Genomic DNA, 21665 nt, shown 5'->3' on the forward strand with positions numbered 1-21665 from the left:
TAGCGCCCCGAGGTCGAGGGAGATGAGCCGAGATTCAGCCGGCTCTACAGGTTGGCCAGAAGATCGTTGATACGGTTCTCCATGTCGGACAGCGCGGCATCGACCTCTTTCTGGCCGGTCATCGCGGCGTTCATTTCCTGACCGATGATGTCCTGGATCGCGAACTGGCGCTGGACGGTCGACGGCAGGGCCGTGCCGAGCGTGGCAATCGGCGCCACGGTGTCGCGGTACGGCAGGGCCTTGAACGCCGGCGTTTCGAACACGGCCTTCACGGACGGCAGGTGGCCGGTGCGCGACCATTCGAAGTCGTTGTCCTTGAAGAACTTGAGGAACTTGCCGACGGCCGCCGTTTCTTCGGCTGAGCGGTCCTTCTGCGAAATACCCCAGGCGTGGCCGTCGGCGTATTGGCTTTTCTTGCCCGGAAACAGCTGCGGATAGGGATAGACGGCATAGCCGCCTCTGTTCAGCGCGGTCCCCGGCGTTTTCGAGGAGGCGTTGTAGTCGCCGATGACCCAGGTGCCGTTGAGGTGCACGCCACCTTCGCCAGCGAGGAAGGCGTTGATGCTGGCGGCGTAGTCCATGTCCTTCGTGGTGTCGCCCTGGTCGAAGATCGCCTTGTACATCTCCAAGACTTTTTTGGCCTCCGGCGTGTTCAGCTTGACCTTCAGCGGATCGGCGAAGAAGTCGGAATCCTGCTGGAACAGGTAGGTATAGAAATTGCGGGTGTAGAGCGCCGTCTCGTTGGCGAGGTTCTGGACGAAGTAGGGCTTGCCGGTTTTCTCGCGGAACTGCTTGGCCTGTGCCAGAAGTTCGTCGACGCTGGTCGGCAGCTTCGGCGTGCCATCGGCATTCACGAGGTCCGCCTGCTTAAACAGGTCCATGTTGATGTGGTAGAGCATCGTCCAGTTATCGATCGGCAGGCCGTAGATCTTGCCGTCCTTGGTCACGCCGTTGCGGGCCGCATCGGTAAAGTCGTCCGGCTTCACGCCGACGGAGGCGAGAACCTCGTCGAGCGGCATCAGCAGGCCCTTGGATTGGTAGTCCGATAGGGCCGAGTGGTGAATCGAGACGATGTCGGGCGGATCGCCGGCCGCAAACTGGGCGGTCAGCTGGTCGTAGCCCGGCCACTCCACCGTCGTCACCGAGATATGGATATCGGGATTGTCGGCGTTGAACTTGTTGATCATCGAGGTGATGATCCCGCACTCGCCGACAGCCTTGGCCACATCGGTATTGCTGCCAAAATCCGCGTCGCAGGCGCCGAAAAAGCGCTGCAGGCTGAGTTCAGTGGCCGCGAACGACGGCGTCGCCGCCATCACGGCAAGGGCCGAAGCCGCCGCCAGAATAGACGTCCTCCATACATGCATCATGCGTGTCTCCTCCATGTCATGATTGCGTTTCACCGGCCTTGTCTGCGCAGGCCGGGCAGTCTTCTCACCGCACGGCAGCGCCGGATACGGCGGTAACGATGTATTTCTGGAAAAACAGATACAGGATCAGGATCGGCGCGCTGGCAAAGACCGCCTGCGACATGAGGAAGCCGAGCCCCTCGGACTGTGCGAAGTTCGTCTGCGTCGATGCGATACCGACGGTCAGCGTGTACATTTCTTTCTTCGTGCCGGAGATCAGCGGCCAGAAGTAGTCGTTCCAGACGCTGAGGAAGGTGAAGATGCCGAGCGTCGCCTGCGCCGGCACCGTCAGCGGCAGAAGCACCTTCCAGAAGATCTTGAAGCGGCTCGCATTGTCGAGCAGCGCCGCCTCGTCCAGCTCCTTGGGAATGGCGCGAAAATACTGCGTCATCAGGAACACGCCGAACGGTGCCGAAAGCCAGGGCAGGATCAGACCCGGATAGGTGTTGTGCAGCTTCAACCAGGAAAAGAGCTGGTGGCGGGCGATCAGCACGGCCTGCTCGGGAATGGCAAGGCCGATGAGCACGATCACAAAGAGGACGTTGCGGAAGGGGAAATTGAGACGGGCAAAGCCGTAGCCGGCGAGCGAGCAGAGCACCAGCGTGCCGAGGGTCACGCCGCCGGACACGATGAGGCTGTTGAGAATCCACCGGAAGACCGACGAGGTCGTGAGGATGTTGAGATAGTTCTGGAGCGTGTAGGGCGCATGGAACACGGCGTTCATGCTCGCCATCAGCTCCTTGTTGTCCTTCAGCGACAGAGCGACGACCCAGACCAGCGGCGCCATCATGACGACGGCCATCGCGATCGTGAGGGCCAGAATGACGCGGTCGCCCGTGCTGCGTCCGACCATGCCCGAGGGGCCCGCGCCCGTCTGTGCGGATGGTGATGTCATCGTGCTCATGCGTCCTCTCCCTTCCGGCGGGAAACGAGATACTGGATCATCGCGGCAACAAGAATCAGCGCGAACAGGACTTCGGAAGCCGCAGCGCCGAGGCCGAGATCCCACCGCTTGAAGGCGGCGTCGTAGATGTAGAGGACGAGCGGGGTGGACACGTTGTTGGGCCCGCCATTCGTCATCAGTCGCGCCTGTCCGAAAAGCTGGAACTGCAGCACGATCTGGATGACGACCACCAGCACGAAGGTGCGCTTGATGGACGGGAAGGTGATGGACCGGAACGTGCGCCAACGCCCCGCATTGTCGAGCGCGGCTGCCTCGTAGATATCGCCGGGTATCTGTTGGAGCGCGGAGAGAAACAGCATCATCGGAAGGCCGACGCACCACCAGATCGTCGCGATGGCGATGGCGATCATGACCAGCTTCGGGTCGGACAGGAAGGCCGGGGCCGTGGCGCCGAACCAGCCGTAGACGGTGGACAGGAGGCCGAAGCCGGGCACGAAGACGATGCGCCAGATCAGCGTGACGATGGTGACGGACAGAACGGACGAGGCAAAGAAGACGGTGCGTAGCACCGCTGCCGTGCGCGTCTGCCGGTTGAGCGCCAGCGCGAGGAGGAGACCGATTAGCGCCAGGGCGGGAACGGTGAGCAGCACGAAGTAGAACGTGTTGCCAATGGCCTGCAGGAAGATCCGGTCGTTGAAAAGCCTGGTGTAATTGGCAAGCCCGACGAAGCGGCCGGTGGAAAACGCATCCGCCTTGTGCAGGCTCATCCACATGCCCCAGAACAGAGGCACGATGAGCAGCAGAACGAAGAAAACGAGGTAGGGCGCGACGAAGATCGCATTGCGCCAGAGCGGCGCATTGACGTTCTGGACCCGTCGCCGGGACGGTGCGGGCCGTTCCGCCGGGGATGTGCTGCCGAGCGTCAGGTCAGCCATGGCCGATCTCCTCCGCATGGCGGGCCCGGCCCTCGGCATCGAACAAATGCGTCCGCGTGCCGTCGAGGACAAGTGCGATCTCATCGCCGATGGCGACGCGGCTCATGCCGATATCCTCGGCGACGATCATGCCGCCGTCCTTCAGCCGGACATAAAGCAGCGTGCGGTCGCCGAGCCTTTCCAGCACCTCGACCCGGCCGGGCATCGTGTTGACGGCGCCAGCATCCGCGCGACGAACGGCCTCGGCGCGGATGCCGAGCGTCTGTTCGCCCGCCGTTACGCCATCGGCCCGAATGGTGGTGGTCAGCTGCGCGCCGTTCGGCAGTGTCGCGACGAGGAAGCTGCCGCTTTCCGACAGGGTGACCGGCAGGAAGTTCATGGTGGGTGACCCGACGAAGGTCGCGACGAACCGGCTGACCGGCCGCAGATAGATGTCCATCGGCGTGCCGATCTGCTCGATCTGCCGGTTGTTCATGACGACGACACGGTCGGCCAGCGTCATCGCCTCGATCTGGTCATGCGTGACGAAAATCATGGTGGACTTCACGCGGTTGCGCAGCTGCGCGAGTTCCACGCGGGTTCGAACCCGAAGAGCTGCATCGAGGTTGGAAAGCGGCTCGTCGAACAGGAAGGCTTTGGGTTCCTTGACGATGGCGCGACCGATTGCGACGCGCTGGCGCTGCCCGCCGGAGAGCTGGCCAGGCTTGCGCTCCATGAGATGCCCGATCTCCAGCATCCGGGCGGCCTCCGCCAGACGCGCATCGATCACGCCCTTGGGCACGTCGATATTCTTTAGGCCGAAGGCCATATTGTCGGCGACCGTCATATGCGGATAGAGCGCGTAGGACTGGAACACCATGGCGATGCCGCGCTGGCCGGGCGGCAGGGTGTCGATCCGTTCGCCATTGATGGAGATCGTGCCCTCGTCCACGCTTTCGAGCCCGGCGATCATGCGCAGCAGCGTCGATTTTCCGCAGCCGGAGGGGCCGAGGAACACCATGAACTCATTGGCTTTGACGGATAGCGAGAGGTTTTCAAGCACCGTCATCGCGCCATAGCGCTTCGTTACGCTGTCGATCTCGATCTGCGCGGTCATGCAAGCCTCCTGCCGGTGTCGTTCAAAACACAGGTCTGCATCATATCCTCCCGGCGGTGGCGCGGGCTCCCGCCCGTCCATCCGCCATCCTTGCCGCCATTCCGTGTCACCGAACCGGGTATCCTCCTCCGGTTCGCAATGCCGCTTTTTGACCCGTGTCAGGCCTTGAGGCGGATCATCCGATAGCTCAGCGGCGCGATGGGCGCTGTGAGACGACCATCCGCAAACAGAGCGCCTTCGCCCTTCACCGGCACGACGTTGTCGGGCGTCTCCGCGGTGTTGGTGATGCCGAGGTCGGAATGAGCGATGACCTGATCCTCGACGATCGACAGCGCGCCGAATTCGAGCAGGCCGACATCAAGATCGAGCGCTTCGCTCAGATGCCGGTTGACGAGGAAGAAGGTGACATGGCCCGATGTCGCGTCGTGCACGGCGGAGACATCGAGATAGGGGACCGTCCCGATATCCTCGACCGTGTAGCTGGGGCTGTCCACCATCAGCTTCAGTGCCGTGCCGCGACCGTAGACCGATGCGTAATAGTAGGGATAGAAAATCGTCTGGCGCCAGGCAGGGCCGCCGGGCACGGTCATGATCGGCGCGATGACGTTGACCAGCTGCGCAAGGCAGGCGATCTTCACCACGTCGGCCCGGTTGATGAACGTATTGAGAATGCAGCCGACCTGCAGCACATCCTCGAAATTGTAGTCGTCCTCCAGCAACGGCGGCGCTTCCGGCCAGCCATTGTGCCCTTCGAGGATCGCCTTATCCCGCTCCTTGGAGTGGTACCAGACGTTCCACTCGTCGAAGGAGATATAGACGTCCTTCTTGGAGCGCTTCTTCGACTTCACATAGGCGATGACGCCAGCGACCGTGCCGATATAGGTGTCGAGTTCCAGGCTGCGGGCGAGATAGCTCGCCGTGTCCTTGGCCCGGTTCTCGAAGTACATATGCAGCGAGATATGGTCGACTTCGTTGTAGGTATGCTCCAGCACCGTCGCCTCCCATTGCGGGTAGGTCGGCATGTGCGCGTTGGAGGAGCCGCAGACGACGAGTTCGAGCCGGCTGTCGAAGGCGCGCATGGCCTTTGCCGTCTCATGAGCCAGCCGCCCATATTCGTCGGCCGTCTTGTGGCCGATCTGCCAGGGGCCATCCATCTCGTTGCCGAGGCACCAGAGGCGCACGTCGAACGGCGCTTCGCGGCCGTTGGCACGGCGCTTGTCGCTCCAGGTGCTGCCGCCTTCGTGATTGACGTATTCGAGGAAGTTGCGGGCCTCGTCGAGCCCGCGTGAGCCGAGGTTGACCGCGAGCATCATCTCCGTGCCCACCGTCTCGCACCAGTCGGCGAACTCGTGGATGCCGACCTGATTGCTCTCCGAGGTGTGCCAGGCGAGATCGAGGCGAACGGGGCGCTCTTCGCGCGGGCCAATGCCGTCTTCCCAATTGTAGGCGGACACGAAATTGCCGCCGGGATAGCGGACGATCGGGACCTGCAGCTCCTTCACGAGGTCGATAACATCCTGGCGCATGCCATCGCAATCGGCCGTCGGGTGGTCCGGCTCGTAGATCCCGGTGTAGACGGCGCGGCCCAGATGCTCGATGAACGAGCCGTAGAGCCGCGGGTCGATCTCCGAGATCGTGAATTTGCTGTGGGCGATAACTGTCGCCTTCATGCCGTCCTCCCAAATAAATCATATTTCATGATTTGTATCATGATTTAAGATTAATAGAGCGGAGGCGGCGGGAAGCGTCAAGCGGAAAATGTTGTGCAGTGCGAAAGCGAGGTCTTACTTGCGGGTGCGCAGCCGCAGCAGGATATCCTGATCGTAGTTGCCGAAACCGCGCCCGAAAATGTTGATGCCGCCCGGGTGCTTAGCATCGTCGCGCACACCGATCCGCAGGCGGATGGAATGGTGGACGTCCAGTTTCAGGTCGTCGAGACGAATGTCGGACATCCGCAGGCCATCGACATAGGAGCCCTCGTCATTCACCCGAAAGCTCTTCAGTTTCCCATATTGCGAGCCCTTCAGTTTCCACCAGTCCGGCGTGTAAACCCCTCTTTTATCACCGAAATCCCCAGGAGAGGTCCATGTTCCCACCTCCACGCCGTTGACGCCAAGCGTGATGTCGGAAGGCCAGTCGGCACTGGTGCCGGGAACTTCGGAGGAGAGCTCCAGCACGAATTCCAGCTCGCGGATCTGCGCATTGGCAAGGCGGGCATTGTTGGGAAACTGGTACTCGACATGACCGCGGGTGAACCATATCAGCCCGGTCTTCATGCGGTCGGGATCGAGAAACGTGCTGGGTACGTCCAGCAGCCCAATGATGCCATCGACCGAACAGAGCCCGCAGGGTGCCGACACCTCGAAACTCGTGTAAAGGCCGAGAGGCATGGACACGTCGATGGCATCCGGTTCCGTTTCCTTGATATCGTTCTTCAAAACGATCAGGATTTCATCGTAAAGTGCGTGACAAACCTTCTGGTTTCCCTTCCGCGCCTTGATGGTTTCTGTGCGGATCAGCCCGGCTTCCTGCAGCATCTGGACGTTGATCGACACGCTGGATTGCGGTGATCGCAGGACGTCAGCGATGTCATTGACATTCATCGGCCCCTTGCTTTGCAGCAGCTTCAGGATTGAAATGCGGGCTGGCGACGCCAGTCCCTTCAAAACGGCCTGGTTTTCTTCAGGATCGACGACGAGAAAATTTCGGCTCACGATCTGGCACTCCAAGCTAAGCCTTCGAGGTTTTCATTCATATCGATAAAACTGATCCAGTCAACAGCCGCATTTGCGTGCGTTCGACATGTGAACCCGGTTCCACCCGCCCTATCTCTTGGGGCGACCGCGCGTGCCGCCGAGAGGATGCCGGTGCGATTGTTATCAGTGAAGGAGACCCGTGTGACGACACCGACAGCCCGCGTGCAGCAGACCGCTGACGCCACTTCAGGCGCAGCCCTCGGCAATCTCGATCCCGCGCCGCCCGCCACGCTGGTGATTTTCGGCGCGACCGGGGATCTCACCCGCCGCCTACTCGTTCCCGCGCTCATCAACATGGAGCGGGAAGGGCTGATCAACCCGTCCTCGACCGTGCTCGGCATCGGCAAGGACGCGGGCGATGACGAGATGCTCAGGACGAGCCTCGAGACCTTCGGTGCCGGGCATTTCGGTGAGGGCGACGCGCAGCGTATCGAGGCCTGGAAGAGCCTGCGTCCAAAACTGCGCTACCGCGCCGGAGACTTCACGGCAGATCAGATCTACACCGAGATCGCCGCCGAACTTACCGGCAACGCGGTCTTCTACCTCGCCGTACCGCCGCGCTTCTTCGGCGATATCGTGGAGAAGCTCGCCGATCATGGGCTGACGACGGAAGCCGACGGCGCGTTTCGCCGTATCGCGATCGAAAAGCCGTTCGGGCATGATGCGGCGTCGGCAAAGGCGCTGAACGCACGTATTCTGGCCCGCGTGGCGGAAACGCAGGTCTACCGGATCGACCATTTCCTCGGCAAGGAAACGGTCCAGAACATCATGACACTGCGGTTCGCCAATATGATGATCGAGAAGCTGTGGAACAGCGACAGCATCGACCATATCCAGATCACGGCGGCGGAAACCGTGGATGTCGGTACGCGCGGCAGTTTCTACGACGGCACCGGGGCGCTTCGCGACATGGTGCCCAACCACCTGTTCCAGCTTTTGTCCATGGTGGCTATGGAGCCGCCGATCAGCTTCGACGCGGAAGCCGTGCGGGACGAGAAGGCCAAGGTCCTGCGCGCTATCCGGATCTACGAGCCCGAGGAGGCGGCCGAAAACAGCGTGCGCGGCGCCTACACCGCCGGGACCATCGGCGACCGGACCATTCCGGCCTATACCGAAACATCTGACGTCAAACCCGACAGCACGACGGAGACCTATGTCGCGCTGAAGCTGATGATCGACACTTGGCGCTGGGCCGGCGTGCCGTTCTACCTGCGCACCGGCAAGGCGCTCACCGTGCGGGATACGGAGGTCATCGTCACGTTCAAGCCCGTGCCGTTCGCGCAATTCCCGCGCCTCAAGAACGCGCACCTGCCGCCGAACCGCATCGTCATCCAGATCCAGCCGGACGAGGGAATCAGCCTTGATATGCTCATCAAGCGGCCCGGCATCGGCGTGGCGGTGGAGCCGGCGGTGATGGATTTCCGCTATGCCGGCCTGTTCGATATCGGCCGGCTGAACGGCTACGAGACCCTGATTTACGATATCCTGACCGGCGACCAGACCCTGTTCCAGCGGGCGGATGCGGTGGAAGCAGGCTGGCGGGCCGTGCAACCGTTTCTTGACCGCTGGGCCGAAGGCGGCGCACCTGAACCCTACGCTCCCGGCTCGCTCGGGCCGGACATGGCAGCGGATCTCCTCGCCCGCGATGGTCTCGCCTGGCACGATCTCGTCACCCGTTGACGCGCGGGATGGAACTGCGAGCGCAGGCTGCTTTCTGCCGGGACGAGGAAGGAACGTCCCGGCTGCGCGGCCGCACCGTCTTTCCCGCCCTTCGTGTTGCGTTCTTCGGCGTATGTCTCTTACCCATGCAGGCATTGGAGGCAGTTGCCCAGACCAAGGAAGAGCGGGACGCCGGCTGTCTGTACGAGGGCGGTGCGGCATCACCCGCGCTCTGTATCCGCAAAGAGAGTTTCACCGGCGATCTTTGCCGGGCGATCGAGCACTTCGCAAAACGGTCGGATCTGCCGCCCGACTATTTCGCACGATTGCTCTGGCGCGAAAGCCTGTTCCGGCCGGAGGCCGTCAGCCCCAAGGGGGCAGAAGGCATAGCGCAGTTCATGCCGGGCACGGCGCGCGCGAGAGGCCTTGGCAACACCTTCGACGTCATCCAGTCGCTCGATGCCGCCTCGGCTTACTTGCAGGAGCTTCGCACGCGGTTCAGCAATCTCGGCCTTGCCGCCGCGGCCTATAACGCCGGGGAGGGTGGGCTTTCGCGGTTTCTCTCGACGGGGAGGCTGCCGCTGGAAACGCAGGATTACGTCTTCGCCATCACCGGACATCCCGCCGAGACCTGGAAAACCAGCCCGCCCGAAAGTGCCGCCCCGGTGCTCGATCCGGCAAAGCCGTTTCTCGATGCCTGCATCGCGCTTGCGACCAGTCGCATTATCCGTGATCCCGTCCTCGCCGGCTCGGCCGACTGGGCGCCTTGGGGCGTGCAGCTTGCCGGGCACTACAATCCTGCCACCGCAATGAAGCTCTTCACATTGGCCGTCGCTCGGTTACCCGCGCCTTATAATGCCGAGCGCGCGCTTCTGATCCGCCAGCGCGGCGGCAATTTCGGCTACCGGCCGCGCTACGCCGCGCGCATCGGGCGCGAGAACCGGCAGGAGGCGGACGCCCTTTGCGCCATCGTGCGGAAAACCGGCGGCGCCTGCATCGTCTTTCGCAACAGGCCCCGTCGGTGACCCTTCATCTGCGTCAAAGAAAAAAGGCCCGACAATGCCGGGCCTTCAGGAGTGCATATTCTGGCCTCTATTCGGCGGCCTGCGATACCGGTGTCATGTTGCGATAGGGCTCGCAGAGCGCTTCCATCATCCGCACCTCTTCCGCCGTCAGGTCGGTTAGCGGCGCGCGGACCGGACCCGCGTCGAAGCCCATCAGCCGCACGCCGGCCTTGATGGCGGAGACCGCATACCCCTTCTGGCGATTGCGGATATCCATGAACGGGTAGAAGAAGTCGATCAAGATGCGGTTGGTGGTCGCGGTGTCGCCGGCGCGAAGCGCCGTATAGAACTGATGGGCCAGCGCCGGCACGAAGTTGAAGACGGCCGAGGAATAGGTCGTCACGCCGGCGCCGAGATAGGCATCGGCAAAGAGTTCCGCCGTCGGCATGCCGCCGAGATAGGTGAGGCGGTCGCCCATCGTCGCCGTAATGCGGCGCACCAGCGCGATGTCGCCGGAGCCGTCCTTGAAGCCGACGAGGTTGGGGCAGGCGTCGCAAAGGCGCGACAGCGTGTCCGCTGTCAGGATCGAATTATCACGGTTATAGACCATAACCCCGATCGAGACCGACTGGCAGACGGTCTTGATATGCTGGTAGAGGCCTTCCTGGCTCGCATCCATCAGGTAGTGCGGCAAGAGCAGGATGCCGTCGGCACCGGCCTTTTCCGCGGATCTCGCGATGGAGACCGCGATGCGCGTGCCGTAGCCGCAGCCCGCAACGATCGGCGTGGCTCCGGCCGAAGCCTTGGCCGCCGCGACGATCTCGGGGATTTCCGCAGGCTCCAGCGAGAAGAACTCCCCCGTTCCGCCGGCGGCAAACAGAACCGTCGCATCGAAACCGGCCAGCCAGCCGACATGCGCCTCATAGGCCTTGCGATTGAACAGCCCGTCGGCGCCAAAGGGCGTGACAGGGAAGGACAGGAGGCCGGCGCCGAGCGCGTGCTTCAGTTCGATGGGATCCATGGACAAGGGGATGTTCTCCAGACGTTGCATTCCGGAGGATGATAGCTAGAGATATTATCTCTGTCAATAGTTGTATGATCTATGCCGTCGTATTGCTGCGCGTGCTGCGCATCAGAGCCCGGTAACGCTGCTGACTGCCCTTCAGATGGTTGCGCATCGCATCCCGCGCAGCCGTCTCGTCTCGGTCGGCGATCGCGCGGGCGATGGTCTCGTGTTCCTGCTGGATTTGCGAGAGGTAGTCGGCGGGCGTGGCCTCCGGCCTGTCGTTACCCAGAAGAGAGCGCGGTATCATCTGCTCGCCGATCGCCTGCAGCAGTTCCCGGAAGCGGGGATTGTTGGTGCTGTCGGCAATGGCGAGGTGGAAGGCGCGGTCGCTCTCCACCGTGGCGGTGCCCGATGCGATCTGGTTGTTCATCACGTGCAGCGCCTCGAAAACAAGCTCCTGCTGTGCGGGGGAACAGCGCCCGGCAGCAAGGCCCGCGGCCTCGATTTCGATTGCAGCGCGAACCTCCAGCATCTCGATGATGGACGAGACGCGGTTGGGATCGACGCTCTGCAGGCCGCCTTGCGGCTTGGGTTGCGTGGCCAGAACGAACACGCCGACGCCATGCCGCACCTCCACCAGTCCGTCGGCCCGCAGGGACGCGATGGCCTCGCGGATAACGGTCCGGCTGACCTGGTGCTCTTCGGTCAACCCGCTCTCGCTTGCCAGTTTGTCGCCCGGCTTCAGTGTGCCGTCCGCAATGGCGGCACGCAGCCTGTGGCTGACGGTGGCCACAAGGTTTCGTCCTTTGCGCGCCGGCGTACCCTGCATGTCGTGGTCCGATCTCTTCACGTATCCCCGCTCTGCGAACGCTTTGTTTCGTCTGCTTTTATCGCAAAGATAGACCATGTGACGCATATGCGGGAAGAAATTAATTGACGTGGAAGTGAAGTCTTATAGGATGACATACGTCAGTTATATGATAACAAGTGCTCCTGCTGGAGGCGGGCGCCTGGGCTCGAGGCGATCGATGGCCGGCGGAAATGCGCCTGACCCGGGCGGATGTGTGGAGGAGACGAATATGACCATTTACCAGAACCTCATTGCCGGCGAGTGGGTCGGTGCGCAGGCCTCACCAAACCTGAGCCCGTCGGATACCAACGACGTCGTCGGTCTCTACGCCCAGGCGAGTGCCGACGATGCGCGGGACGCCATCGCTGCGGCCAAGGCTGCGTTTCCGGCATGGTCGCGTTCCGGCATTCTGGAGCGCCACGCCATCCTGCGAAAGGCGTCCGACGAAATTCTCGCGCGCAAGGAAGTACTCGGCGCGCTTCTGGCGCGTGAGGAGGGCAAGGTGCTTCCCGAGGCGATTGGCGAGGTGACGCGTGCCGCACAGATCTTCGATTTCTTCGCAGGCGAAGCGCTGCGGCTGGCAGGCGAGACCCTGCCATCGGCCCGGCCGGGGATCGGCGTCGAGGTGACACGGGAGCCGCTTGGCGTCGTCGGGATCATCACGCCCTGGAATTTTCCGATCGCCATTCCCGCGTGGAAGATCGCGCCGGCGCTTTGCTATGGCAATACGGTCGTCTTCAAGCCGGCGGACCTCGTGCCCGGCTGTGCCTGGGCGATCGTGGATATTCTTCACCGCGCCGGTCTTCCCAAGGGTGTGCTGAACCTCGTCATGGGGCGCGGCTCCGTCGTTGGGCAGGCGCTGCTCGACAGCCCGGATCTTGGCGGTCTCACCTTCACGGGCTCGACCGGCACCGGCAAGCGGGTCGCTCTCGCCTCGATCGAGCATAACCACAAGTTCCAGCTGGAAATGGGTGGCAAGAACCCGATGGTGGTTCTCGACGATGCCGACCTTCCGGTCGCGGTCGAGGCGGCTGCCAATTCCGGCTTCTTCTCTACCGGCCAGCGCTGCACCGCATCCTCAAGGCTGATCGTCACCGAAGGCATCCACGACCGCTTCGTTGTGGCGCTGACCGAACGGCTGAAAACGCTGACGGTGGACAATGCGATGAAGCCCGGCACGCATATCGGCCCTGTGGTCGATGAGCGGCAGCTGCGCCAAGACACCGACTATATCGATATCGGCAAGGCCGAAGGGGCAAAGCTGGCATTCGGCGGCGAGGTGCTGACGCGCGAGACGCCCGGCTTCTACCTGCAGCCGACGCTTTTCACCGAGGCGACCAACCAGATGCGCATCTCGCGCGAGGAGATTTTTGGGCCTGTGGTCAGCGTCATCCGGGCTCGGGATTATGAAGAGGCACTCTCCATCTCCAACGACACGCCGTTCGGGCTGTCAGCCGGCATCGCCACCACCAGCCTGAAGCACGCGACACACTTCAAGCGCAATGCGGAGGCCGGCATGGTCATGGTCAACCTGCCCACGGCCGGCGTTGATTTCCATGTGCCGTTCGGCGGCCGCAAGGCCTCGTCGTTCGGCCCGCGTGAGCAGGGCCGCTATGCCGCCGAGTTCTTCACCGTGGTGAAGACCGCCTACACGCTGGCGTGAGGCTTCGGCCCCTCTCTTTTTCGCAATGACCGGCAGCGGCGTTCGCCGCGCCCATCCCAGGAGGAATTTCCGTGAAAATCGTCGACGTCCACGTGCGTGTCTTTGCCCACACCACCTATCGCCATCAGGACACGGCCGGCCATGCCCATCCGGGGCCGGCGCACAAGGTGAACCTCGCGCTCCTGACCATTGTCGATGACGAGGGCGGAGAAGGCTATTGTTTCGCGGCGCCCGAAGTCGTGCGGCCGCATGTCATCGAAAAGTTCGTGAAGAAGGTGCTGATCGGCGCCGATCCCTTCGCGCGAGAGCGGCTCTGGCAGGAACTGGCCCACTGGCAGCGCGGCAGCGCGGCGCAGCTGACCGACAGGACGCTGGCGATCATCGATTGCGCGCTGTGGGATCTCGCCGGGCGCAAGCTGAACATGCCGGTGCACAAGCTGATCGGCACCTACCGCGAGAAGATGCTCGCCTATGGCTCGATCATGTGCGGCGACGAGCTGGAGAACGGTCTGGCGACCCCGGAGGATTACGGCCGGTTTGCCGAAAAGCTCGTCGCGCGCGGCTACAAGGGTATCAAGCTGCACACCTGGATGCCGCCGGTATCCTGGGCGCCGGATGTCGGCATGGACCTCAAGGCGTGCGCGGCGGTGCGCGAAGCCGTCGGTCCGGATATCCACCTGATGATCGACGCCTTCCACTGGTATACCCGGACGGACGCGCTGAAGCTCGGCCGCGGGCTTGAGGCACTCGGTTTCGACTGGATCGAGGAGCCGATGGACGAGCAGAGCTCGATGTCCTACGCGTGGCTGTCCGAAAACCTCGATATCCCCGTTCTCGGGCCCGAAAGCGCCGGCGGCAAGCACTTCAGCCGTGCGGAATGGATTGCGACGAAGGCCTGCGACATCCTACGCACGGGCGTTCACGATGTCGGCGGTATCAGCCCGGCCATGAAGTGCATGCATCTAGCCGAATCCTTCGGCATGAACTGCGAGATCCACGGAAATGGCGCGCCGAACCTGATCATCGCCGCCTGCTCGAAGAACGCCAACTGGTACGAGCGCGGACTGCTGCACCCCTTCCTCGAATATGACGATGGCTTCGAATATCTGAACGGCCTGGTCGATCCGATGGACGCGGATGGCTACGTTCACATCTCCGACAAGCCCGGGCTCGGCGAAGACATCAACTTCGACTTCATCGACGCCAATCTCGTCGCCTGAGGTTCAGAGGACGCGGTCGAGCCAGTCGATCGCGTCGTCCTGCTGCTGCACCGCAAAGACATGTCCGCCCGGCACCATCCGCGTGTGGAGCGCGTTCGGTGCATCCGTGGTATCCCAGATCATGCGCATCTGGCGAAAGGCGTCCGTAGCGATGGCTTCCGGGAAATGCCGGTCGTCGCGGCCGCTGAAGAAGAGGGCGGGCTTGGGCGCGGCAAGCGCCGCGAGATGGGGATAATCGATCCGGCCGGCGATGCCGGGATGCAGCATGTAGAAGGCGGACTGGCCGCGCAGCTGGTTGCTGCCGGACTGCATCAGCCCCGACAGGGTGCCCATCCACCCGCCGGACACGCAGGCCTTCGCATCCGGCGAAAGGGCCGCCACCTGCCAGGCCCGCGCGCCGCCCATCGAAAAGCCGAAGCTTGCCAAGCGCTCCGGGTCGACCCCGTCGAGCTGTTTCAGGAAAGCCAGCGCTTCCAGATCTTCTTGCAGCACCACGCCCGCGAGCGACTGGCCGAACTGCAGGAGGTTCGCCGCCAGCGCCTGCTGGCCCTCGTATCCCGTTCCCGAGCGCCCGCCCCATCCCAGCGTATCGACGCAGAGAACGCTGTATCCGCGTCGGGCCAGAACATTGCCGACGTGCTGGCCGCCGTAGAGACGGGTGGCCCATTCGTTCGACTGCGCCGCCGTTTCAAGCGGCTCGTCAGGCCGCCGGATCAGCTTCTGCCGGCCGATGGAAAAGAAGGAGCCGTGATCGTGGAAGAGCAGGATGCCGGGCGTCGGATGCTTGGTGGAAGGGCGGAGCAGATAGGCGTCGGCTGTCTCTCCATTCGAGAAGCCAAGCTGCAGGTGTTGGCCGAAAGACCCATCATCCTCCCATTCGGCAAGGGGTGTCGCTGAGGGCGTAGCGATCGTCCCGATCCCGATCCCGATCCCGAGCGCGTTGCGCACCGCAGCAAGCGTCGTTCTCTGCCATGTCGCGACATCGGACACGGCCGGGTCGAAGTTCCAGGCGAAGGCTTTCTTATCCCGCAGGCGCTTGGCGAGATCCGACATGTTTTCGCCGTCGATCATCCGCCGCGGCGCATGCGTTCGATCATCCGGTCGCGGCTGACCGTCAGATGCTGTCGCATCGCCAGCCGGGCGCCGTCGATGTTGCGCTCGGCGATGGCGGCAAGGACCAGACGGTGCTCGGCGTTGACCCGCGCAAGATTCGCCTGAAACACCGCGTCTTCCACGTCCTTGGTCTGCAGCCGCATGCGCGGCATCAGCGTTTCGCCCAGATAGTTGAAGATGCCGAAGAAATGTTCGTTCTGGCTGGCCTTGGCCACCGCACAGTGAAACTCGAAATCCGTCTGGCTGTCGCGGACGACGTCCCGGATGGCGTCGTCCATCGCGTCGCAGACGGCGGCCATGGCATCAAGATCGACTTGCGTACGACGCTCGGCCGCCAGAGCCGCAGCTTCGGACTCGATGCCGATGCGCAGTTCGAGGCCTTTCAACTGGTTCTCCACCATGGTCAGCCTTTCCGGGGCAAGCCGGAAGGGTGGAATACCCGCATCATCACGGACGAAAGCGCCGACCCCATGCTGGATCGAGACGAGGCCGCTCGCGCGCAGATTGGCGATCGCCTCGCGTACGACCGTGCGGCTGACGCCAAGCTCGTCGATCAGCACTTTCTCCGTCGGCAATTGCGAGCCGCGGGAATATTCGCCCTGCCGGATGCGGTCCGCAAGCGTGCGGATGACCTGCGAACTCAGGGTCTCGCGTCTCCGGCCGCCTGCGGGAACTGGGGCGGGGTTGTCGGCATCTATCGTCATGGCGTAGAGCCCCTCCAGCGGGCGGTGGACCGTTAAACGGCTTGGTCGTAGGCAAGGCTCGCTTCGATCAGCTCCCGGGCATAGGGGTCGTTGGCCTTGCCGGTGGAGAGAACCGAGCGATCCATGATCTCCACCACGCGCCCATGTTGCATCACTGCCAGTCGTTCGCACATATGGTCGATCACCGCCAGATCGTGGCTGACAAAGAGATAGGTGAGGTTGCGCCGGACCCGCAGATCCGCCAGCAGGTTCAGAACCTCGGCCTGCACGGAGACGTCGAGCGCGGAGGTTGGCTCGTCAAGCAGAAGGATGCGCGGCTCCAGGATCAGCGCGCGAGCAATCGCCACGCGCTGGCGCTGTCCGCCGGAAAGCTCGTGCGGATAGCGGGCGAGGAAAGCGGGGTCGAGCCCGACATCGGTCAGTGCCCGCTCCATCCGCTCCAGCTGCCGGTCCATGCGGTGGATGCGCAGGGGCTCCTGTAGGGCGGTGCGGATCGACTGGCGCGGGTGGAGGGAACCGTAGGGGTCCTGGAACACCATCTGCACCATGCGGCAGTAATCGGCGAAGGGCATGTCATTGATCGATTTGCCCTCCATCTCGATGGCGCCGTCCCAGAGCGTGAGCAGACGGGCGATGCAGCGCAGGATGGTCGATTTGCCGGAGCCGGATTCGCCGACGAGCCCGAAGGATTCGCCCGGCTTGACGGAGAACGTGACGTCCCCGAGGATCCGTCGCTTGGCGGCGCCGGAGCCGAGGTCGATCGAGACATTGCGAACATCGATGGCGTTCATGGCTGGGCCTCCAATGTGCTGCGCATTGCCGGCTCGCGGTTGAGCACCGGCAGCGGGCGACGGCTTCCGCCGATATGCGGCTGCGCGGCAAGAAGGCCGCGGGTGTAGGGGTGAACGCAGTTCTGCATGTCGCGCGCGGCGCGCTCCTCCACCACTTCGCCGTGGCGCATGACGAGCACCCGGTCGCAGAAATTGCGCACGAGGTTGAGGTCATGGCTGATCATGATGAGGCCGATGCCCTTGTTGGTCACCAGTTCGTTGAGGATGTTGAGCACCTGCATGCGCACCGTCACATCAAGCGCCGAGGTCGGCTCGTCGGCGATGATGATCTGCGGCTCGGGGATCAGCATCATGGCGATCATGATGCGCTGGCCCATGCCGCCGGAGACCTCATGGGGATAAAGTCCGTAGACCCGCTCGGGATCTCGGATCTTCACCGCCTCGAGCATGGCGAGCGTCTTGTCGCGCGCTACTTGGGCAGAGGCCTTGTTATGGACGCGATAGGCCTCGGCGATCTGGTCGCCGACGCGGTGCACCGGGTTCAGCGAAAACTTCGGGTCCTGCAGGATCATCGAGATCCGCCGGCCCCGGATCGAGAGCATCTGGCGCTCGCTTGCGGCCAGAAGATCGGTGCCCTCGAAATCCATCCGGTCTGCTTCGATCCGCGCGGTTGGCAGCAGCTTGAGGAGCGCGCGGCCGATGGTCGATTTGCCCGAACCGGACTCGCCGACGATGCCGAGCCGCTCGCGGCCGAGGTCGAACGACACGCCCTTGACGACGGGCGTGAAGGCTTTGCCGTTGCGGTAGCTGACGCGCAGGCCTTCGACGCGGAGAAGAGGCGTGGGGTTGTCCATCTGCGTTTCCATCATCGCCTCCTAGTGGCCCTGTTTCGGATCGAGCGCATCGCGCAGGCCATCGCCGAGCAGGTTGAAGGCGAGGCTGACCAGAAGGATGGCGCCGCCGGGGAAGGCGACCAGCCACCAGTTGTCGAGCATGTAGCGCCGCCCGGTGGCGATCATCGCGCCCCATTCCGGCAGCGGCGGCTGCGCGCCGAGGCCGAGAAAGCCGAGGCCTGCCGCCGTCAGGATCACCGTTGCCATGCTGAGCGTGACGCGGACGAGCACGGAGGGCAGGCACATGGGCATGATCGACTTGATGATGATGCGCAGCTTGGAGGCGCCCTGCATGCGGGACGCGGAGATGTAGTCGGCATTGCGAAAGGTCAGCGTTTCCGCGCGCGCCAGCCGCGCGATCGGCGGCCAGGCGGTGAGGCCGATGGCGATGATCGCGTTTTCTAGGCTGGCGCCCAGCGCCGCCACGAAGGCAAGCGACAGGATGAGGCTCGGGAAGGACAGGAAGATATCGGTGATGCGCATCATGACCGTATCGTACCAGCCACCGAAATAGCCGGCGGTCGTGCCGACCAGAAGCCCGAGCGGGCCGACGATGACGGAGACGATGGTGATGATCGTCAGGCTGATGCGCGAGCCGTGAATGATGCGGCTGAGCACGTCGCGGCCCAGCTCGTCCGTGCCGAACAGATGGGTGGCGGACGGCGGCTGCAGGGCTTTGGCGAGGTTGATCATGTTCGGCTCATAGGGCGCGATCCAGGGTGCCACGAGCGCCGTGACGAGGAGGATCGCGATGACCACGAGGCCGAAGCCGGAGGAGGGATTGGCGAGCAGGTCCTTGAGAACACGGAGCAGGCGGCTCCAGGCCGTATAGGTCTTCTCACTGGAAGCGGTCATGGCTGCGGTCCCGATGTCGATGGTTTTCGTCGTCATGTCAGCGCGTCCTCGGGTCGAAGATCTTGTAGAGCGCATCGGACAGGAGATTGAGCCCGATGAAGATGACGCCCACGAGCAGGACGCAGGTCATCACCGCGTTCATGTCGCCGACCAGCATGTTGTTGGTGATGTACTGGCCAAAGCCCGGCCATGAGAACACGGTCTCGATCAGCACGGCGCCTTCGAGCAGGCTGCCATAGGCGAGCGCGACGATGGTGACGAGCTGGACACGGATATTGGCGAAGGCATGGTGCCAGATCGTCCGGCTTTTCGAGAGACCCTTCACGCGGGCGGTGGTCACATATTCCTGGTTCAGCTGGTCCAGCATGAAACTGCGGGTCATGCGGGTGATGTAGGCCATCGAGGAATAGCCGAGAATGCTTGCCGGCAGCAGCAGGTGGTTGACCGCGTCCCAGAAGACTTCCCAGTCGCCGGCCAGCATCGAGTCGATCAGCAGGAAGCCGGTCGTCTCCGGCACGAGGCCAATATAGTAATCCGACACGCGGCCGCCGCCGCCGACAAGATCAAGCGCCGCGTAGAAGACGATGAGGCCGATCATGCCGGTCCAGAAGATCGGCATGGAATGGCCAATGAGCGTCAAAAACCGGATGACGTGATCAACGGGCTTGTTGCGGCGCACGGCCGCGAGAATGCCCAAGGGAATGCCGAGGCCCGCTCCGACGATGATGGCGAAGGTCGCAAGCTCGATCGTTGCCGGCATCACGTGCAGAATATCGTTGATGACGGGCTGTCCGGTGCGGATCGAGACGCCGAAATCGCCGTGCAGCAGGTCGCTCACATATTTGAAGAACTGCTGGTAGAGCGGCAGGTTGGCCCCGATCCGCTCGGCGACCATCTCGTAGGTCGCCCGGTCGGCCTCTTCCCCCACGATCGCGCGCACGGGATCGACCGGCATCAGGCGGCCGATGCAGAAGGTGAGGATCAGAAGGCCGATGAGGGTGACCAGAATGGTCCCTGCCTGCCTGCCGAAAGCAGAAAAGCGCGCATTGTTCATGACGGCGTCCTTGAAATGCGAAGAGGTCGAGGGGCGGCAGCCGGCGTGCGGGCACGCCGGCCAAAGCGCGCTAGCGCTCTTTCGTCACCGTGCGCAGCCGCGTGGACCAAGACGGATTGAGCGCCAGTCCCTTGATGTCGGCGCGATAGCCGACACTGTCGACCACTTCGGCGAAGGGCTGGATGGCCGGGAGGACATCGGCATAATAGGTCTGGATCGCTTCGTAATCCTTGACCTGCTTCGCCTTGTCCGTCTCCACGAGCGCCGCATCGACCATGCTGTTGATCTTTTCGTCGTAGAAGGCCGTGCGCCAGCCCTGGAAGTTGGTCAGCTTAGCTTCGTCGGCATTGTCGGGATTGTAGACGATGGCGCGCAGGTTGCTGTCCGGGTGCGGCAACTGCCCGCCGCCGCCGCGGCCGACGAGGAGTTCATACTTCCGTTCGCGCATCGCGCCATAGATCTGGTCGCCGCTGCCGGTGATGATCTCGGCCTTGATGCCGCCCTGCGCCAGCGTCGCCTGGATGGCGGTCGCCGCATTCATGAAGGGCGCATCGGAGATCGCGCGGAGCGTCGTCGAAAAGCCGTCGGGGTAGCCTGCTTCCGCCAGCAGCGCCTTCGCCTTCTCCACGTCCAGTTTGTAGCCCGCATTCGGCAGGGCGCCGAAAAGGCCGGTCTGGATCGGCCGATCCCGCAAGCGTCCGAAATAGGGCAGGACGGTGTCGTTCAGGCCCTGATAGTCGATCAGGTAGCGGAGCGCCTCGCGCACCTTCGGCTTCTGGAACTTCTCGTCCTTCATGGAGACGGCGAGGTAGTAGAACCCGCTGCCGCCATTGGTCTGCACCTCGACCTTGTCGCTCTTCTCCAGCGCCTTCAGGTCGGCGGCCGACATCGAATAGGCGATGTCGATATCGCCCTTTTCGAGCATCAGCCGCTGGCTCTGGGATTCCGCCAGATGCCGCATCATGATGCGCTTCATGCCGGGCGCCTCACCCCAGTAGCTCTCGTTGCGGTCGAGAATGACCCGCTCGTTGGAGCGCCACTGACCGAGCGTGTAGGGGCCGGATCCTGCGGAATTGTTGGTGAGCCAGGCAGAGCCGAGATCGCCGGCCTTATCGTGTTCCATCACGACCTTACTGTCGAGCACCGAGCCGGGGCCGACGATGCCGAGCGTCTGGACGATGATCTCCGGATCGACCTTTTTCGGCAGGGTGATGACGACCGTCGTCTCGTCGGGGGCGGTGAAGCTCTGTTCGGCATTGGCGGCGGTGAAGCCGTGCGTCTTGAGGAAGGAGGCCTGCGCGAGGTTCAGCGTCAGGAGACGCTTCAGTGACCAGACGACATCGGCCGACGTCACGGGGTTGCCGGAGGCGAAGGTCGCGCCGGACCTCAGCTTGAAGGTGATTGCCGTATTGTCGGGGCTGACGCTCCAGCTCTCGGCGAGCTGCGGATTGACCTGCGCGCGGTTGACAGCGTCGAGCCCAACAAGGTTATCATATATGTTGGCAAGAACTTGTACCGTCTCTTTGCCGGTGATGGCGGCGGGATCCAGCGTCAGGATATTGCTCATGGAAAAGCCGACAACCAGCATATTCGGCGGCGTTTCAGCCCATGCCGGACTGGTCAGCAAGGTGGAACCAACCAAAATCGTCGACAGTGCTTTGATCATGCGATGCATCATTTCCTCCACACGCTGCTCCCCAGCAGCATTCCGTTCCTCAACTCCGAGACAAGAGATATGATGTCTTACCTTGGC

At 63.1% G+C, this 21665-nt stretch carries 19 protein-coding genes; 4 read left to right on the forward strand and 15 right to left on the reverse strand.

Annotated features, from left to right (window positions below):
* Window positions 1-44: 44 nt before the first annotated feature.
* The 6 genes from G8E10_RS06755 to G8E10_RS06780 all read right to left on the reverse strand — a co-directional run bounded on the left by G8E10_RS06755 (window position 45) and on the right by G8E10_RS06780 (window position 7058).
* The gene (locus G8E10_RS06755) at window positions 45-1367 is read right to left on the reverse strand and encodes an extracellular solute-binding protein (RefSeq protein WP_422038540.1); all 1323 of its coding nucleotides are present in this window, start codon (window positions 1365-1367) and stop codon (window positions 45-47) included.
* A gap of 67 nt (window positions 1368-1434) precedes the next feature.
* The gene (locus tag G8E10_RS06760; RefSeq protein WP_245420122.1) at window positions 1435-2304 is read right to left on the reverse strand and encodes a carbohydrate ABC transporter permease; all 870 of its coding nucleotides are present in this window, start codon (window positions 2302-2304) and stop codon (window positions 1435-1437) included.
* Between the two features lie 5 nt (window positions 2305-2309).
* On the reverse strand, window positions 2310-3248 hold the full coding sequence (locus G8E10_RS06765) for a carbohydrate ABC transporter permease (RefSeq protein ID WP_110801255.1): 939 nt from the start codon (window positions 3246-3248) through the stop codon (window positions 2310-2312).
* Window positions 3241-4344: an ABC transporter ATP-binding protein gene (locus G8E10_RS06770; RefSeq protein WP_110801254.1), complete on the reverse strand. Its 1104-nt coding sequence runs from the start codon at window positions 4342-4344 to the stop codon at window positions 3241-3243. Before G8E10_RS06770 ends, G8E10_RS06765 begins: the two co-directional genes overlap by 8 nt.
* A gap of 158 nt (window positions 4345-4502) precedes the next feature.
* Window positions 4503-6014, reverse strand: a complete 1512-nt coding sequence (gene arfA, locus G8E10_RS06775) for an arabinosylfuranosidase ArfA (RefSeq protein WP_110801253.1) — start codon at window positions 6012-6014, stop codon at window positions 4503-4505.
* 114 nt (window positions 6015-6128) lie between these two features.
* Window positions 6129-7058 (reverse strand): ArsR/SmtB family transcription factor, encoded by a 930-nt coding sequence (locus G8E10_RS06780; protein WP_110801466.1) that lies wholly within the window; start codon window positions 7056-7058, stop codon window positions 6129-6131.
* 204 nt (window positions 7059-7262) lie between these two features.
* Between G8E10_RS06780 and zwf the strand changes: the two genes are divergently transcribed.
* On the forward strand, window positions 7263-8780 hold the full coding sequence (gene zwf / locus G8E10_RS06785) for a glucose-6-phosphate dehydrogenase (RefSeq protein WP_110801465.1): 1518 nt from the start codon (window positions 7263-7265) through the stop codon (window positions 8778-8780).
* A 125-nt stretch (window positions 8781-8905) separates the two neighbouring features.
* A complete protein-coding gene (locus tag G8E10_RS06790; RefSeq protein WP_110801464.1) occupies window positions 8906-9784 on the forward strand; it encodes a lytic transglycosylase domain-containing protein in 879 nt (292 codons plus the stop codon).
* A gap of 67 nt (window positions 9785-9851) precedes the next feature.
* Here the strand turns inward: G8E10_RS06790 and kdgD are convergent, their stop codons facing one another.
* On the reverse strand, window positions 9852-10784 hold the full coding sequence (gene kdgD, locus G8E10_RS06795) for a 5-dehydro-4-deoxyglucarate dehydratase (protein WP_132664989.1): 933 nt from the start codon (window positions 10782-10784) through the stop codon (window positions 9852-9854).
* A gap of 79 nt (window positions 10785-10863) precedes the next feature.
* Complete coding sequence (locus G8E10_RS06800; RefSeq protein WP_167128173.1) at window positions 10864-11598, reverse strand: FadR/GntR family transcriptional regulator; 735 nt, start codon at window positions 11596-11598, stop codon at window positions 10864-10866.
* Between the two features lie 250 nt (window positions 11599-11848).
* Between G8E10_RS06800 and G8E10_RS06805 the strand changes: the two genes are divergently transcribed.
* Both G8E10_RS06805 and G8E10_RS06810 read left to right on the forward strand, forming a co-directional pair.
* A complete protein-coding gene (locus G8E10_RS06805) occupies window positions 11849-13282 on the forward strand; it encodes an aldehyde dehydrogenase family protein (RefSeq protein ID WP_110801250.1) in 1434 nt (477 codons plus the stop codon).
* A gap of 71 nt (window positions 13283-13353) precedes the next feature.
* A complete protein-coding gene (locus tag G8E10_RS06810; RefSeq protein WP_110801249.1) occupies window positions 13354-14502 on the forward strand; it encodes a mandelate racemase family protein in 1149 nt (382 codons plus the stop codon).
* 3 nt (window positions 14503-14505) lie between these two features.
* On the opposite strand, the gene G8E10_RS06815 is transcribed toward G8E10_RS06810, so the two are convergent.
* From G8E10_RS06815 to G8E10_RS06845, 7 genes are all read right to left on the reverse strand, one after another.
* On the reverse strand, window positions 14506-15573 hold the full coding sequence (locus G8E10_RS06815; RefSeq protein WP_110801248.1) for a dienelactone hydrolase family protein: 1068 nt from the start codon (window positions 15571-15573) through the stop codon (window positions 14506-14508).
* Window positions 15570-16319 carry a FadR/GntR family transcriptional regulator gene (locus G8E10_RS06820; RefSeq protein WP_110801247.1) on the reverse strand — a complete coding sequence of 250 codons (750 nt, stop codon included), beginning with the start codon at window positions 16317-16319 and terminating at the stop codon, window positions 15570-15572. The genes G8E10_RS06815 and G8E10_RS06820 overlap by 4 nt, the downstream gene beginning before the upstream one ends.
* 32 nt (window positions 16320-16351) lie before the next feature.
* Window positions 16352-17110: an ABC transporter ATP-binding protein gene (locus tag G8E10_RS06825; RefSeq protein ID WP_110801246.1), complete on the reverse strand. Its 759-nt coding sequence runs from the start codon at window positions 17108-17110 to the stop codon at window positions 16352-16354.
* Window positions 17107-17976, reverse strand: coding sequence for an ABC transporter ATP-binding protein (locus G8E10_RS06830; RefSeq protein WP_245420110.1), 870 nt, complete (start codon window positions 17974-17976; stop codon window positions 17107-17109). The genes G8E10_RS06825 and G8E10_RS06830 overlap by 4 nt, the downstream gene beginning before the upstream one ends.
* 9 nt (window positions 17977-17985) lie before the next feature.
* The gene (locus G8E10_RS06835; protein ID WP_110801462.1) at window positions 17986-18858 is read right to left on the reverse strand and encodes an ABC transporter permease; all 873 of its coding nucleotides are present in this window, start codon (window positions 18856-18858) and stop codon (window positions 17986-17988) included.
* 37 nt (window positions 18859-18895) lie between these two features.
* Entirely contained in the window at window positions 18896-19912 is a 1017-nt protein-coding gene (locus tag G8E10_RS06840; RefSeq protein WP_110801245.1) for an ABC transporter permease, read from the reverse strand.
* A 70-nt stretch (window positions 19913-19982) separates the two neighbouring features.
* Entirely contained in the window at window positions 19983-21587 is a 1605-nt protein-coding gene (locus G8E10_RS06845; RefSeq protein WP_245420109.1) for an ABC transporter substrate-binding protein, read from the reverse strand.
* Between the last annotated feature and the right edge of the window lie 78 nt (window positions 21588-21665).

This window comes from Ferranicluibacter rubi, assembly GCF_011603255.1.
Lineage (GTDB): Bacteria > Pseudomonadota > Alphaproteobacteria > Rhizobiales > Rhizobiaceae > Ferranicluibacter > Ferranicluibacter rubi.